Consider the following 13,914-nt stretch of genomic DNA (forward strand, 5'->3'; position numbering starts at 1 on the left):
CGAGGCCCGCAACTCGCTGCTGGAGACCGCCCAGGACACGGCGGTCACCTCGTTCCGTGACCACGTACAGCAGACGGGCTTCGCCCTGCCCGTGCAGAAGGAGGGACTGGAGGAGGTCCTGCGCGACATCGCCCGCAAGGGCAAGCCCCACCCCTGGGTGGTGTTCGCCGAGTACGGTTCGATCCGCGCCTCCTCGGGCGAGAACCCGGTGTCCACCGTCATCACCCCCGAACTGCGCCGCGCCGCGCGGGCCGACCCCCACGGCAGCTTCGAGCGGGTCGTCAAGGACGGCGTCCCCTAGCTGCACGGCGGAACGATCCACGCCGGGAACCGGCCGGGGGCGGTGCCGTCTTCGCCGTCGAGATACCGCTTCACGTGGAGGAGACCGGGGGATGAGGGGTGCGCGGAGGCGCCGACGCGTGCTGGCCTCCGCCGTTGCGGCCGCCGTACCGCTGCTCGGTGGCTGCGGCATCCAGGAGACCGACGTCATCGCGGCGGGCGGCCCCGCCAGCGTCCAGGCCTTCTTCGACCGCGAGTTGGAGATGCTGCTCTTCTTCCGTGCCCCCGACGGCGGGCTGAGCCCCGTGATCAGGAGTACCGGGCCCTCGGCCGGGTTCGGCGGCCAGTACGACGAGTCGGGCTCCGGGGGTCAGAACTCCAGTGACCAGAACTCCGGAGACGCGAACTCCGGAGACCGGAACTCCGGTGCCATGGCGGGACCGGTGTCGACGGAGAAGGTCGTCCTGGCGCTGCTCGCCGGGCCGCAGAAAGTGGACCGGGCCGCAGGCCTGGGCACCGACCTCCCCAGGACCCGCCCCGGCGGAACCGTGAAGGTCGGACCCGCCTCGGCGGGCAGGGTCACGACCCGTCTGCCCCTCGCCCTGAACGGCCTGAGCAGCACGGCTCTACGCCAGCTGACCTGCACGATCGCCTACAGCCAGGACGCCGACGGCCAGGTCGTCGTGGAGCTGACGGGTCAGGACGGGGCATCGAGATCCGGCACGTGCGGACTCGCCCCCGGCAGCACCGAGAACAACGGCGACACCGGGAACACGGGGAACGCCCCCGCGGAGACCGAAACCCGGGCGCGGCCCACGCCACCTGCCTCGCCCGGCACGACCGGCACCCCCGCCACGACCGGCTGAGACCGCGTCACAGGGGGGAGCCCGATCGGGGCCGGCCCGAGGCTCAGTGGTCGTCGGTGATGGTGGTCGCGATGCCGTTGCTGATCTCGACCTCGGCGGAGAAGCCCTTCTTGGCGGCCGCCTCCAGCTGGGCCTCGGTGCACTCGACGCCGCCCTCACCGCCCGGCCCGGTGTTCACGGCGTCGCAGATGTCGTCGTAGCCCATGATCTTGGTGTCGTCGGCGACGAGGAACTGCTGCTCGGTGCCCTTCATGTCGGAGACGGTGTACTTGCCCGGCGCCAGGTAGGAGACGTTGCCGAACCAGGTTCCGTTGACGCCCTTGCCCTTGTTGACGCCCTCGACGACCGACTCGTCGCGGCCGGAGGACGAGTCGGAGTCCGACCCGGAGGAGCCGGAGGAGTCCGAACCGGAACCGGCGTCCTGCTGGGCGGCGCGGCGCTCGGTCACCAGGGTCGCGGCGCCGTTCTTCATCTCCACGTCGGCGTTCACGGCACCCTTCTTGAGGGCCGCCTCCAGCTGGTCCAGGTCGCACGGCGCGTCCACCTTGGAGCCGGCCTCGCCGCATATGGTGCCGACGCCGTAGACCTCGGTGTCGTCGGCCACCCAGAACTGCTGGTCCTCCTTGCCCGGTACGGACACGATGTACTTGCCCGGGGCGAGATAGGTGACCTTGCCGTTATTGAACGAGCCGCTGACGCCCTTGGCGTTCTTGGAGTCGGACGCCTTGTCCGCGGCTGCCACCGGGCTTGCGGAGCCCGTCGGGCTCTTGCCGGACGAGCTGTCGTCCGTGCCGTTCTGGCATGCCGTCAGCAGCAGTCCGGCGGTGAGTGCGGCGGTGGCGACGATGGCCTGGCGCAGGCGGCGGTTCATCACGGGAGGTTCCTTCCGGGGGCGGGATGGCGGAGAGCCGGTGGCGTATCCGCCGTTTCCCGCTCTGTGATCACTATGAGGTCTCCCGGACCCCACAGGTCACGCCTGTCCTCGCTTCAGAACAGCGCGGTCACACAGCCGTGACACAGCAACACGTCTGCTGCGTATGCCAGTTGGCACTCCTGGTGGCGGCTGTCGGTGGGGGCCGTTGGCGGCGGGTGGGCAGCCGGGGTTTCCGCGTGGGGCGTCGAGTGGGCAGCCAGGTGGCGATGGCGGCCGCCAGTTCGTCGCGATCGGTGAAGACGTGTCCGTTCATGCCCATGGCCTGCGCGGCCCGTACGTTCTCCTCGCGGTCGTCGACGAAGAGGAAGTCGGCCGGGGCGGCCCGCATGGCAATGACGCAGTGATGGAAGGCGGCCGGGGACGGCTTCGCCGCCTTGATCTTCCCGGAGAAGGCCACGTGGTCCAGGGTGTGCAGCCAGGGCTGCGCGGTGAGGAAGGCGTCCGCGTGGTCCGAGGGGATGTTGGACAGCAGGGCGACCTCGGCGACGGCACGGAGGGACTGGGCGTAGGCGACCATCCGGTTGTCCACGCGTGACCAGCTGTCGATGTCGGAGAGGCGCAGTTCCTCGATCGTGTCGGCGGACAGGGACAGGGACAGGGACAGGGACAGGGACAGGGACAGGGACAGGGACGGGGAGAGGGGCGGGGACGAGGACCGGGACGGGGAGAGGGGCGGGGACGAGGACCGGGACGGCGGCGGGGACAGGGATCGCAGTACGGCGGTCCAGTACTCGGGCGCGGACTGCTGACCGGCGTCGTACGGCGGGCGGCAGGCCCAGTAGGCCGCGGTGAAGGCGGCGGTGGGTGTGTGACAGCGGGCGGCCATCTTTGCCAGGGCGCCCGGGCGTTGGTGGCGGGCTATGACCCCGAAGAGGTCGAACAGCACGATGCGTCGGTCGGTGGGCACGGTGAGGGTTCCTCCAGGTTCTGACGGCCGGGGCGGGAGGAGAAGCCTGTGCGGCACGGAGTGAGCCGTGCCGCACAGGCGGTCAGCGGCTGCCGTGTGCCATCTCGCGCGTGCGGCGCGTGCGTTCGGAATCGGTACGCAGGATCCCGGCGGCCACGGCGGTGATCGCACACAGCAGGATCAGCAGTACGAAGGTGTGGTTCAGGGCGGTGAAGTGGGTCAGCCAGCCGATGACGGCGGGGCCGGCGAGCATGCCGACGTAGCCGAGCCCGGCGACGCGGGAGACATTGGCCCCCGCGGCGGAGGGGTCGGTGTGACCGGCCGCGCTGAACAACTGCGGGACACAGCCCGACAGCCCCAGACCGAACAGCGCCCACCCCGCGAACGCGGCCCAGATCCACGGGGAGACGGTCACGATCGCGATGCCGAGGGCAGCCGTCGCCGCGCCGTATCGCAGGATCGCCATGGACCCGAACCGTGCGACGAGGCGGTCGGCGAGCAGCCGGCCGACGGTCATGGTCGCCGCGAACGTGCCGTACGCGAAGGCGGCGGTGCTCGCGGGTGCACCGAGGACGTCCTTCAGGTGCAGCGCGCTCCAGTCGTTGGCGGCTCCCTCGCACAGCATGACCATCAGGGCCAGGGTGGCGAGGATCCAGATGCGGCCGCTGGTGCCGCGGCGCGCGGCGGCCGATGCCTGCCCGGCCCGACCCGCAGAGTTGGCCTCCTTCGCATAGTCCGCCTCCCATACGACGTCGGTGTCGGCGGCGGAGCCGTCCTCCCGTGCAGGGCCGGTGCCGGCAGCGGCAGGTGCGGCCGGCAGCAGCGCACGTGCCGACACCAGGGCGATCACGATGCCCAGGGCTCCCACGGCGGCCATGCCCGCGGCCGGGCTCAGCCCGGCGCTCACCGCCGCCGCTCCGACGAGCGCGGCGACGACGCCCCCGACCGAGAACGTGGCGTGGAAGGCCGACATGACGGGCCGTCCGTACGCCTTCTCCACGTGCACGGCGTGGGCGTTCATGCTCACGTCCAGGCAGCCGTTGCAGAACCCGAAGACCAGCAGGGCACCTGCCAGCGTCCACGGCTCCCGGGGAAGGCCGGGCAGCACCAGGGCCGCGCTGCACAGCACGCCGGTGGCGGGGACGACGACGCGCGCCCCGAGAAAGTCGGTCAGACGCCCGGCCACCTGCATACCGATGAAGGCACCCAGCCCCAGCAGCACCAGCAGCCCCCCGAGCGTCGCGTGGCTGATACCCACGCGCTCCTCGACGGCGGGGATGTTCACCACCCAGATGCCCATCAGGGTGCCGCAGAGGCTGAAGTAGACGAAGGTCGCGACTCGGGCGGCCCGAAGCGGATGATTCATGAAAGCCACCGTAACGAACATCAGGTGTGATCGAATACTGTCACTTCGCACACATTGAATGTTCGTTTCGGGTGGTGTTCAATCGCGGCATGAGCAACGCAGACCGGCACGGGGTGATCGCGCAGGCCGTCAGGGAGTCGGGCAGGGTCGCGGTCCAGGAACTCGCCGAACTGACCGGCGCCTCCGAGATGACCATCCGGCGCGATCTCGACGTGCTTGCCGCGCAAGGCGTCCTGGAGCGCGTCCGTGGCGGCGCGCGCACCCTGCTGCTCAGGGGGCAGGAGCCGCCTTTCGCGCTGCGTGTCCACGAGGGCGTCGATGCCAAGCGCCGCATCGCGGCCGAGGTGTCCTCGCTCGTCGCCGACGGGGAGACCGTCCTCCTCGACAGCGGCACCACCTGCCTGGAGATCGCCCACCTGCTGCGCCGGCGGCCGGTCACGGTGATGCCCCTGTCCCTGCAGGCCATCCACGTACTGGGCGAGGGCCCGGGCCCGGCCACGCTCATGGTCCCCGGCGGGCAGCCGCGCGCGGCCGAGGGAGCCCTCACCGGCCCCCTCACCCTCGCGTCCCTGGCGGCACTGCGCTTCGACACCGCCGTCATGGGCTGCTGCGGTCTGAGCGCGGCCGACGGCCTGACCGCCTACGACCTCGACGACGCGGCGGTGAAGAAGGCCGCCATCGCCTCCGCGCGCCGCATCATCGTCGCCACCGACGGCAGCAAGCTCGGCCACACCGCCTACGCCCACGTCGGCCCCGCCACACTCCTGCACACCCTCGTCACCGACACCACGGCCCCCGCCGACGAGGTCACCGCGCTCGAAGGCGCAGGCGTCGTCGTCAAGGCCGTCTGACGGGACGTACGGCGAGTCCGCTCGCGAATCGCCGGGTCTGCGGTCGCAGAGTCACGTGGAGGTCGTCGTGGCCGACGGCCGCGAACAGATCGGCCATGTCGTCGTCGCGCTGAAAGCTGTTCCCTTGCTCGCTTCGGGTGGGTTCGTCCGGAGTGCGGGGACGGTCGGATCTTCCGGTCCTGGGTCTGGTGTGCGGTGCGGGTTCGGGGGTATTCGGGCCCAGTATCCGTGTTGCTCAGGACGAGGGTGGCGGTGTGGCTCAGTGGTGCACGAAGTGGAATATCAACCGCGGGTCAGCCGCCCGATCCTGGCTGCCCTGGCCCTGGACGGCAGCGAGCCGATCGCTGCGGCCCGGCATTCTGCCCGTCGTTTCATGACCGAGGTGCAGGCCGTTCACGGGCTCCCGGTGTCGGAGCGTGCGATGGGCATGGTCGAGCTGGTGGTCAGCGAGCTGGTGACCAACGCCTACAAATACGCGCCCGGGCCGTGTCTGCTGGACCTGGAGATTGTCGACGGTGCCGTGGAGATCAGCGTGTGGGACACCGATCCGACGCTGCCGGCGGCATGCCCGGCCGATCCGGGGCGGGTCGGGCAGCATGGCCTGGAGATCGCGATGGCGGTGTGCCGCAGTTACGAGGTGCGGCGCGAGCCGGTGGGCAAGCGCGTCAAGGCCGCGGTCGTGCTGGCCGACGATCCCGGCGGGAATCCGGTGGGCCGCCTGATGTGAAGGGCAGGGCAACCCCACCGGCCCAGGTCGGCAGTGCACCGCCGCGCTGTCGATTTCCCTACCGGGACGGGGAGTGCTTGTGACCGGGGTCCAACCGGAAGTCGGGACAGTCGTGGTTCTGACATGCGCCCGGGCCCCAGACGGGGACGAATACGCCGAGGGTCTTGTGGCGGTGGATTGCGGCCGGCACGGATTTCTTGCAGGCCGGACACACGTACGCTTCGGGCTTGCGCTTCATTTTGACCATATTTTTACGATATGCCCGTTCTGATCCGTCCGGAAGTGCCCTGCCTCCTCGCCGCCCTGAGCGCGGGCGGGATTCAGCGTCCCGATCCGGTGAACCGGTTGAGGGCTCAGGGTCATCCACCACAGGGGGTGAGCCGGACTGCTCAGTGGTCCCGGAGGCGCCTCCCTGTTCGTCGGCCTGTTCCACAGCGCTTGTCGGGGCGGGCCTTCTGAGGCTGAGCACCACGGAACCTGCCAGGACGATGACGATGACTGCGAGGCTGATCGGTGAGGGGATTTCCGGGATGCCGGGGCTGATCATCTTGTGGGACGCCTGGAGGATGAGCTTGACGCCGATGAAGGCGAGAATGATCGCGAGGCCCTTGTTCAGGTAGTGGAAGCGGTCCAGGAGGCCGGCGAGCATGAAGTAGAGGGCCCGCAGGCCGAGGATGGCGAACGCGTTGCTGGTGTAGACGATGAAGGCGTCATCGCTGACCGCGAGGACGGCCGGGACACTGTCGACGGCGAAGATCAGGTCGGCGGCCTCGATCGCGGCGACCACTGCGAGCAGCGGGGTCGCCATCCGTTTGCCGGCCTCTTTGACGAAGAACTTCGCCCCGGCGTACTCGTCCCGCACCGGGATGATCTTGCGGAGCATCCTTACGGCAAAGCTCTTGCCGGGGTCGAAGCTCTCCTGCTCGTCCTTGAGGAGTTTGTAGGTGCTGTAGAAGAGGACCGCCGCGAAGGCGAACAGCACCGCGGTGAAGCGGCTGACCACGGCCACGCCGAGGGAGAGGAAGATCCCGCGGAAGACGAGTGCGCCGATGACGCCGAAGAACAGCACGCGGTGCTGGTAGGCGCGGGGCACCTTGAAGTACGCGAAGATCACGGCGAAGACGAAGAGGTTGTCGACCGACAGGCTCTTCTCGAGCAGCCAGGCTGTCGTGTACTCGGTGCCGGCCGTGGTGCCGAGGACGAGGAAGACGACCGCGCCGAAGACCAGGGCGAGGCTCACCCACAGGCCGCTCCAGGCGGCGGCCTCCTTGAAGCGGATGACGTGCGCGGTGCGGTGGGCCAGCAGGTCCACCGCCAGCGACACGACCACCGTCGCGGCGAACGCCCCCCACAGCCAGAGCGGGACCTCAAGCACGCCGAACACCTTCACCATGGCCCGCGCGAAATACGCCGACCCCTATACAGGAGTGTCCGGCATTGCGCCCCCGGGGGCATGCGGAGCTGGTGAGGCGGGCCGGAAGCATGACGTGGTTGGAGGCGGTGGGTCCGCACTGTGTGATCGTCGCGAGGCGTACGCGCCGGAGAGCAGATTCCGTCTGCTCTCCGAACACAGGGGAATGGTCCTGCGCCGCATCGCTCACCTCGCCGACTCCTGCGCGCCCCCCCCCACGAGCCGCTGGCCGGCACCCTCGACGTGGTGCGGATGTTCAGGTGCGTCGGCAGGGCTTGGACGTGGGTCCTGTCACTGGCTGCTCTGTGGTCTGGAGGGCTGGAGGAGCTGGTCGACGGGTGCGTAGTCGTCGGTGAGCGGTCGGGCGTCGCCGATCCAGGAGGCGAGGTCGTCGCCGGTGGAGGTCTTCCAGCCGGTCTGCCGGGAGTTGAGCGCTTCCTGGGCCGCGCGCAGGTCGACCGGCCGGTCGGAGGCGAGCACCACCAGATTGCCGCCCTCGGGGGCGGCGGCCGGGGCGAGGCCGATATCGGCGGGTTCGCCGACGACGGCCACATGCTCGAAGGTCTCGCCGAGGGTGGCCACTTCGGCACGTGCGAAGTCCATGTCGCCGTGGTCGATGAGGTTGGCGACGTACAGGCCGTCCTCGTCGAGCACCCGCCGTACGTCCGTCATCGCCTCCACCGTGGTGAGGTGCCACGGCACGCTGACGCCCCCGAAGGCGTCACCGACGACGAGGTCACGACTGCCCGCGTCCAGCCGCCGCAGACCGAGCCTGCCGTCCTCGGCTCGTACGTCGATACCGGCTCCGGGTCCCAGACCGAGTTGCTCGCGGTTGATACGTACGACCCCGCTGTCGATCTCGGACACGAGGCTGCGCGTCCCGGGACGGGTGGCCGCGAGGTAACGGGGAAAGGTGAGCCCGCCGCCGCCCAGGTGGTGGGCGGCAAGTGGCTCATCCTCGGGAAAGGCGGCATCGACCACCGAAGCGATGGCGCGCACGTACGCGAACTCCAGGAACGTCGGGTCGTCGAGGTCGACGTAGGAGTGCCGCAGGCCGTCCAGAACGAGTGTGCGCCCGCTGCTGCGATCGGGGTCCGCGACGACCCGGGCGCAGTGGTACTTGGTCTCCGTGTCGCAAGCACCGGGCGCGGCCGTGGTGGCGAGGCCGCCGGCCACGACCACGAGGGTGAGGGCAGGGGTGCCGCTCCACCCGCGCGTGCGCCACTCGACCAGCGCCGCGCCGGCCACCAGCAGTGTTCCGAGGCCGATCAGAATGCCGCTGACCGACAACCGCGACACGAGGACGAAGCCGGTGAGGACGGTGCCGAAGATGGCGCCGACGGTACCGACGCCGGACAGCCGGCCGACCACCGTCCCGGTCTCGGCGAGGCTGGTGAGACGTAACTTCGTCACGATCGGCGTCACCGCGGAAAGCAGCGCCCCCGGCACGAGGATGGTCAGCGCCGCGATGAGCAGGAGCATCGCCGGTGCCCACTCCGCGGAGGTGCGCAGCACGGCGGGGGTGAGCGCCACGACCGCTCCCGACACCCCGAGCGAGGGGCCTATGAGCCGACGCGGATCGACCTGGTCGGCGACGAGCCCACCCAGCCACGACCCGAGGGCGATCGCCGTGAGGGCGATACCGATCACCATCGTGCTGGTCTCAAGGGTGAGCCCGAGATAGGGAGCCAACAGCCGCAGAGCGACGATCTCCACCACAAGAACCGCCGCCGAGGACCCGAACACAAGCGCGGCAGCGGCCCGGGGGCCCAGGCCCTGACTGCGAGGCGGCCCCTCGGCAACGGACGAGGACGACGATCCGGTCACGAACGACATCCTCGCACGCGCCTCATCGACCGAACGGCTTGGTGGAACGGCAGACAACAACTGGGCCGGTCGGACGGGCAGATCAGCGCAGTCCGGCGAAGAGGTCGTTCTCGGGGACGGTCGCGCCGGTGGCGTCCTGGACACGTACGAAGGTCTCCGTGCCCATCAGCTCGCCGAACCTCTCCTTGCCCATCCTGAGGAAGAAGATGTTCTCGCCCTGGCTGGCGTGCGCGGCCAGTGCGTCGAACTTCTGACCGCTGAAGGCGAGGGTGTCCACCCACGTGGTGATCTCATCGTCGGGGAGGCCGATCTCGGCCAGCGCGGCGGCCTCGGCGGGATCCGGCTCCGGCATGTCCGGATGGAACTCGCGCATGATCTCGCCGAACCGCCGCATGCCCGAGCGGGGCATCGTCGTCCAGTACACCTTCGGTGTCAGCGCGGTCATCTCCAGCGCCGCCATCGTGATGCGGTGGGCCTGGATGTGGTCGGGGTGGCCGTAGAAGCCGTTCTCGTCGTAGGTGACGACCACATCGGGTCGGTAGTGCCGCATGAGTTCCGCGAGCCGGGCGGCGCCTTCCTGCACGGGGGTCTGCCAGAAGGATCCGGGGGCGTCGTTGCTCGGCCAGCCCATCATCCCGGAGTCGGCGTAGTCCAGTGTCTCCAGGTCGCTGATCTTCAGGACGTCGCAGCTCTCCTGAAGTTCCTGACGACGCATCGAGGCGACGGCCGCCGGATCGTGGCCGGGATCGCCCGGCTTGACACCCCCCGGTCCGTCACCGCAACCGCCGTCGGTACACGTCACGAGAACCGTGCGGATACCTTCCGCGGCGTACCGCGCGAGGACCCCTCCGGTTCCCGTGGCCTCGTCGTCGGGGTGGGCGTGCACGGCCATGAGCGTCAAGGGTCGGTCAGTCATGAAGCAGTCCTCCTGCAGAAATACGCAACGGTCCAAGTAGCGCGGCGGGCGTCCCGCGATCCCGGGGGCCGGACCCTCGCGGGCGGACGACCTTGTGGTCTCCGTGCTCCCCGCCCGTGCGGCGCCGGTCCCTCGGTCGATGCAACCCGGCCGACCGGGCCGCCTGTTCCCGACGCGGCCGCTCGACCTCGACCCAGGGCACGCGGAGGGCAAGAGGGCACGGGCCTCTCGAATTGGTCTAGACCATACAGAAACCCCCAAGCCGCTGACCTGGGCGGCGAAATCTGGAGCGGGTGACGAGAATCGAACTCGCACTCTCGGCTTGGGGAGCTGCGGCTATTTGGGGCTGGTTCGGGCGTCGACCCGGGCGAAAGCCTGCGGTGTGGCCTCGTGGGGCTTGGCTGCTTTCTCCGCGGTTCCCGCCATATCTGGTGCGCTTGTGGTGCGTTCGTCGCCCTGGCGCTGGAGGCCTGCAGATCCACACGTGTCGTGGCGTCCCCCCGCCGGAGAAGGACCTGCGCCGGTCGGAACGGCAGACTGCGCAGAGTCGGCTCCAGGACCTTGAACAGAGCATCGGCATCAGGGCTGTAGGCGTACACGACGGCTTCGCCCTGTCTCCGTCAGACGGAGCTGCGCGGCACCGTCACCACGTGCTTGCCCACGACGCCGCCGCGCTCGAACGCCTGGTGCGCCGTGGCGATGTCCGCGAGCGGGTACACGCTGTCGACCACCGGGCGCAGCGAGCCCGACGTGACGAGGTCGGCCACGTCGCGCAGCACGGAGGTTTCGGGGTTGGCGCTGAAGGTGCGGATGCGGCGGGAGCCGTGCACGCTCGACGCGGCGATCGCGCCCAGGGCCGATGCGGACAGTCCGACGGTGACCATCCGGCCGCCCTTGGCCAACCGGCTCCGGTAGCAGTTCAGTTCCGAGCCGACAGTGTCCACGATGACATCGAAGGGGCCGATCTGGTCCGAGGTGGTGGAGCCGTAGTCCAGGACCTCGTCGGCACCGAGGTCGGTAAGGAGCCCGGCGTGCCGGTCGCGGGCCAGCGCGGTCACATGGCCGCCCATGGCGTGCGCCAGTTGGACGGCGGCCGTGCCGACTCCGCCGGCCGCGCCCCGCACGAGGACCCGTTCCCCGTCCGCGAGGCGCACGCTGTCGCGCAGCGCGATCAGCGCCGTGGCGCCCGCGACCACCAGGGAGGCCGCCTCGACCGACGAGAGGTCCGCCGGGGCGTGCGCGACACGGTTCGCGGAGACCACGACGTACTCGGCCGCCCCGGCGACGGAGTGCCGCTGCCGGGGATGCACCATGCCCCACACCCGGTCCCCGACCCGGTAGCTCTCGACACCGGCGCCGGTCGCGGCGACGGTGCCCGCGAAGTCCAGTCCCACACCGATCGGGAAGCGGCGTCCCGACATCATCTTCAACTCGCCCGAGCGGACGATCACGTCGTGTCCGTTCACGCTGGTCGCCCCGACCGACACCAGCACCTCACCCGCGCCGGGAGCGGGACGATCCACGTCATTGATCCGCAGTACGTCCGCAGTGCCGAAACTCATGATCTGAACGACCTTCATGTCGCTGTCCTTCCGTGACCGGCTGTGGTGTGTCCGATGCTGGACCCCGCACCCGGCATCACGGTCGTTCTCCTTTTCCTGGGTCCGGCAGACCCACCCTCGCGGGCCGCGCCGGCCGCATACTGGCGCCGTGACCGACTCCTCCCACGCCATGAGCGACGATCCCCGACGCGAACTCGCCGACTTCCTGCGTGCCCGCCGAACTCGGCTGCGCCCGCAGGACGTCGGCCTGGAGCCCGGCCCGCGGAGGCGCGTCGCCGGGCTGCGGCGGGAGGAACTGGCGCTACTGGCCGGGGTGAGTTCGGACTACTACCAGCGCATGGAGCAGGGACGCGACGTACGGCCCTCCGAACAGGTCCTCGACGCCGTCGCCCGCGCCCTCAACTTCTCCGCCGAGGAGACCCGCCACCTGCACAGCCTCGCGGTCGCCGCGCGTACCCCGGCCCACCTGCCGCGTTCGTACGAGCCGGAGGAGGTACCGGACACCACGCTACGACTGCTGCGTACGATGCCCTCGCCCGCTCTGGTCGTCGGCCGTTTCCTGGACGTGCTGGCCTGGAACCCGCTCGGCGGTGCCCTGCTGGGGGAGTTCACCCGGCAGCCGCAGAGGGAGCGGAACCTGCTGGCGCTGTTCCTGCACGCCGAGGCCGACCGGGCGTGCCCGAACCGGGCGGCCACCGTCGCGGAGCTGATCGGGATGCTGCGGACGCAGGTCGCCGCCGATCCCGGCCATCCGCGCGCGGTCGAGCTGGTGGGTGAACTCGCGGTCCGCAGCGACGAGTTCGCGGCGCTGTGGGCCCTCCACGACGTCGAGGAACCGACCCGCGGCCAGATGCGCCTCGACCACCCCCAGGTCGGCGAACTGAACCTGGACTGGGACGCCTACCCGATACCGGGCAACCCCGGCCCCGTGCTCATGGTCTGCACCGCCGCCGAGGACAGCCCCGACGCCGAAAGACTCCAACTGCTCGCCGACCGGCTGGGCGCCCCTTGACCCAGACCGGCCGCCCCAGGCGTGAGCGCTTCGTGGCACCGCTGTCGACCGTGATTGTCCGCTCTTACGGGCACGCTGTGGGCACGGTGTAACCAGCAGCCAGACCGTGCAGCGCGCAACGCCTGCACCGACCGGACCGCATCATCTCTGGTCCTGATCTGGAGGGTCCGTCGCGACTGCTCACACCGGAGCTGGCAGGTGGACCCGTAAATGTTGGTGGCATATTCTTCTATGTACATCACCAACATTGCGGGGAGGTGCGGTATGTCCGTGACCCAGATCGACATCGACGACGACGCCCTGGAGCGCGTCATGGCGCTGGCTCACGTTCGGACCAAGAAGGAGGCGGTCAATCTCGCCTTGAACTTCTACGCCGAGCAGCAGGAGCGTGCGGCGCGCATAAGCCGTCACTTCGAGCGTGCGCGTGAGTGGGGTGCCGTCGAGGATGCCGAGAGGCTGCACCGAGCGGAGAAGGGCAGCCGGTGATCTACCTGCTCGACACGTCCGGCCTGGTCCGGTTGCTCCGCGATCCGAAGCTGCAATCGGCCTGGTATGACGCGATCGATGCCGGGGCGGTCGCGTCCTGCTATGTGCAGCGCGCCGAGTTCCTGAACAGCGCCCGAGACCGTCACGAGTACGACGAGATCGCGGAGATGTTCTCCGACCTCTATCCCGACGTTGCGGTGCCGAAGAATGCAGGGCGTTGGATCAGCGCGGTGCAACACCGTATGGCACAGGCCGGGGAGCATCGCAGTGCCTCGGCAGTGGACCTCATCATTGCCGCTACCGCCGCCCACCACGGCTTGGCTGTCCTCCACGACGATGCCGACTACGGCACTATTGCCCGGCACGCATCCGACCTGACCGAGCACAACATCGACGACATCGTCTGAGAGATTTCCGCCGTGCCTGCGTCGGTCGAGGGTGGCGGGCCATGTTGTTGTGCCGGAGGACACAGAGCATCGCCTGAGTGCCGCCCGGTCCGTCGGTTTCCGTTGTGGCGTGCTCGTCGAAGTCCTGCCTGCTGGGCAGGAGTTGGGCAATCGGTGGTGCTGCGGCGTCCGTAAACGCCATCCGTCTCTCCGAGGGGACGGGCAAGCTGAGGGCTCACGGACGTGGCCGATGGGCTGACACAGCGAAACCGCAGGTCGGCGGCACCTTTGGGGTCGGAAACGGTGAGCCTGCCATGGCCACCGAGAACTCGTGCCCACCACGTGCCCGATCTTCGTGCATCTACAGACAGGTCTCCGCCGGTA

12 protein-coding genes and 2 pseudogenes are annotated in these 13,914 nt (G+C 69.7%); 7 read left to right on the forward strand and 7 right to left on the reverse strand.

Features of this window, described 5'->3' with window-relative positions:
* Position 1 precedes the first annotated feature (1 nt).
* Positions 2-298, forward strand: a pseudogene (locus ACZ5VQ_RS13020) (two-component sensor histidine kinase); the annotation flags it as partial.
* A gap of 94 nt (positions 299-392) precedes the next feature.
* Complete coding sequence (locus ACZ5VQ_RS13025) at positions 393-1,145, forward strand: hypothetical protein (RefSeq protein WP_469104917.1); 753 nt, start codon at positions 393-395, stop codon at positions 1,143-1,145.
* A gap of 43 nt (positions 1,146-1,188) precedes the next feature.
* On the opposite strand, the gene ACZ5VQ_RS13030 is transcribed toward ACZ5VQ_RS13025, so the two are convergent.
* The 3 genes from ACZ5VQ_RS13030 to ACZ5VQ_RS13040 all read right to left on the reverse strand — a co-directional run bounded on the left by ACZ5VQ_RS13030 (position 1,189) and on the right by ACZ5VQ_RS13040 (position 4,352).
* On the reverse strand, positions 1,189-2,016 hold the full coding sequence (locus ACZ5VQ_RS13030; RefSeq protein ID WP_469105026.1) for a hypothetical protein: 828 nt from the start codon (positions 2,014-2,016) through the stop codon (positions 1,189-1,191).
* A 130-nt stretch (positions 2,017-2,146) separates the two neighbouring features.
* Positions 2,147-2,986, reverse strand: coding sequence for an HAD-IA family hydrolase (locus tag ACZ5VQ_RS13035; RefSeq protein ID WP_469104918.1), 840 nt, complete (start codon positions 2,984-2,986; stop codon positions 2,147-2,149).
* Positions 2,987-3,068: 82 nt separating this feature from the next.
* A complete protein-coding gene (locus ACZ5VQ_RS13040; protein WP_469104919.1) occupies positions 3,069-4,352 on the reverse strand; it encodes an MFS transporter in 1,284 nt (427 codons plus the stop codon).
* Between the two features lie 89 nt (positions 4,353-4,441).
* Here ACZ5VQ_RS13040 and ACZ5VQ_RS13045 point away from each other — a divergent pair, with 89 nt between their 5' ends.
* Both ACZ5VQ_RS13045 and ACZ5VQ_RS13050 read left to right on the forward strand, forming a co-directional pair.
* A complete protein-coding gene (locus ACZ5VQ_RS13045) occupies positions 4,442-5,203 on the forward strand; it encodes a DeoR/GlpR family DNA-binding transcription regulator (protein ID WP_469104920.1) in 762 nt (253 codons plus the stop codon).
* Between the two features lie 265 nt (positions 5,204-5,468).
* A complete protein-coding gene (locus tag ACZ5VQ_RS13050; protein ID WP_469105027.1) occupies positions 5,469-5,930 on the forward strand; it encodes an ATP-binding protein in 462 nt (153 codons plus the stop codon).
* 441 nt (positions 5,931-6,371) lie between these two features.
* Here ACZ5VQ_RS13050 and ACZ5VQ_RS13055 read toward each other — a convergent pair.
* The 4 genes and pseudogenes from ACZ5VQ_RS13055 to ACZ5VQ_RS13070 all read right to left on the reverse strand — a co-directional run.
* A pseudogene (locus ACZ5VQ_RS13055) lies at positions 6,372-7,305 on the reverse strand (TerC family protein); the annotation flags it as partial.
* A gap of 327 nt (positions 7,306-7,632) precedes the next feature.
* Positions 7,633-9,168, reverse strand: a complete 1,536-nt coding sequence (locus ACZ5VQ_RS13060) for a fused MFS/spermidine synthase (protein ID WP_469104921.1) — start codon at positions 9,166-9,168, stop codon at positions 7,633-7,635.
* An 82-nt stretch (positions 9,169-9,250) separates the two neighbouring features.
* The gene (locus ACZ5VQ_RS13065; RefSeq protein ID WP_469104922.1) at positions 9,251-10,084 is read right to left on the reverse strand and encodes a PIG-L family deacetylase; all 834 of its coding nucleotides are present in this window, start codon (positions 10,082-10,084) and stop codon (positions 9,251-9,253) included.
* A gap of 620 nt (positions 10,085-10,704) precedes the next feature.
* Positions 10,705-11,664 carry an NADP-dependent oxidoreductase gene (locus ACZ5VQ_RS13070; RefSeq protein WP_469104923.1) on the reverse strand — a complete coding sequence of 320 codons (960 nt, stop codon included), beginning with the start codon at positions 11,662-11,664 and terminating at the stop codon, positions 10,705-10,707.
* 151 nt (positions 11,665-11,815) lie between these two features.
* On the opposite strand from ACZ5VQ_RS13070, the gene ACZ5VQ_RS13075 reads away from it, so the two are divergent.
* From ACZ5VQ_RS13075 to ACZ5VQ_RS13085, 3 genes are all read left to right on the forward strand, one after another.
* On the forward strand, positions 11,816-12,658 hold the full coding sequence (locus ACZ5VQ_RS13075) for a helix-turn-helix transcriptional regulator (protein WP_469105028.1): 843 nt from the start codon (positions 11,816-11,818) through the stop codon (positions 12,656-12,658).
* Between the two features lie 264 nt (positions 12,659-12,922).
* Complete coding sequence (locus ACZ5VQ_RS13080; protein ID WP_469104924.1) at positions 12,923-13,144, forward strand: type II toxin-antitoxin system VapB family antitoxin; 222 nt, start codon at positions 12,923-12,925, stop codon at positions 13,142-13,144.
* On the forward strand, positions 13,141-13,551 hold the full coding sequence (locus ACZ5VQ_RS13085) for a PIN domain-containing protein (protein WP_469104925.1): 411 nt from the start codon (positions 13,141-13,143) through the stop codon (positions 13,549-13,551). Before ACZ5VQ_RS13080 ends, ACZ5VQ_RS13085 begins: the two co-directional genes overlap by 4 nt.
* Positions 13,552-13,914 lie beyond the last annotated feature (363 nt).

The organism is Streptomyces sp. NPDC033178 (assembly GCF_055577685.1).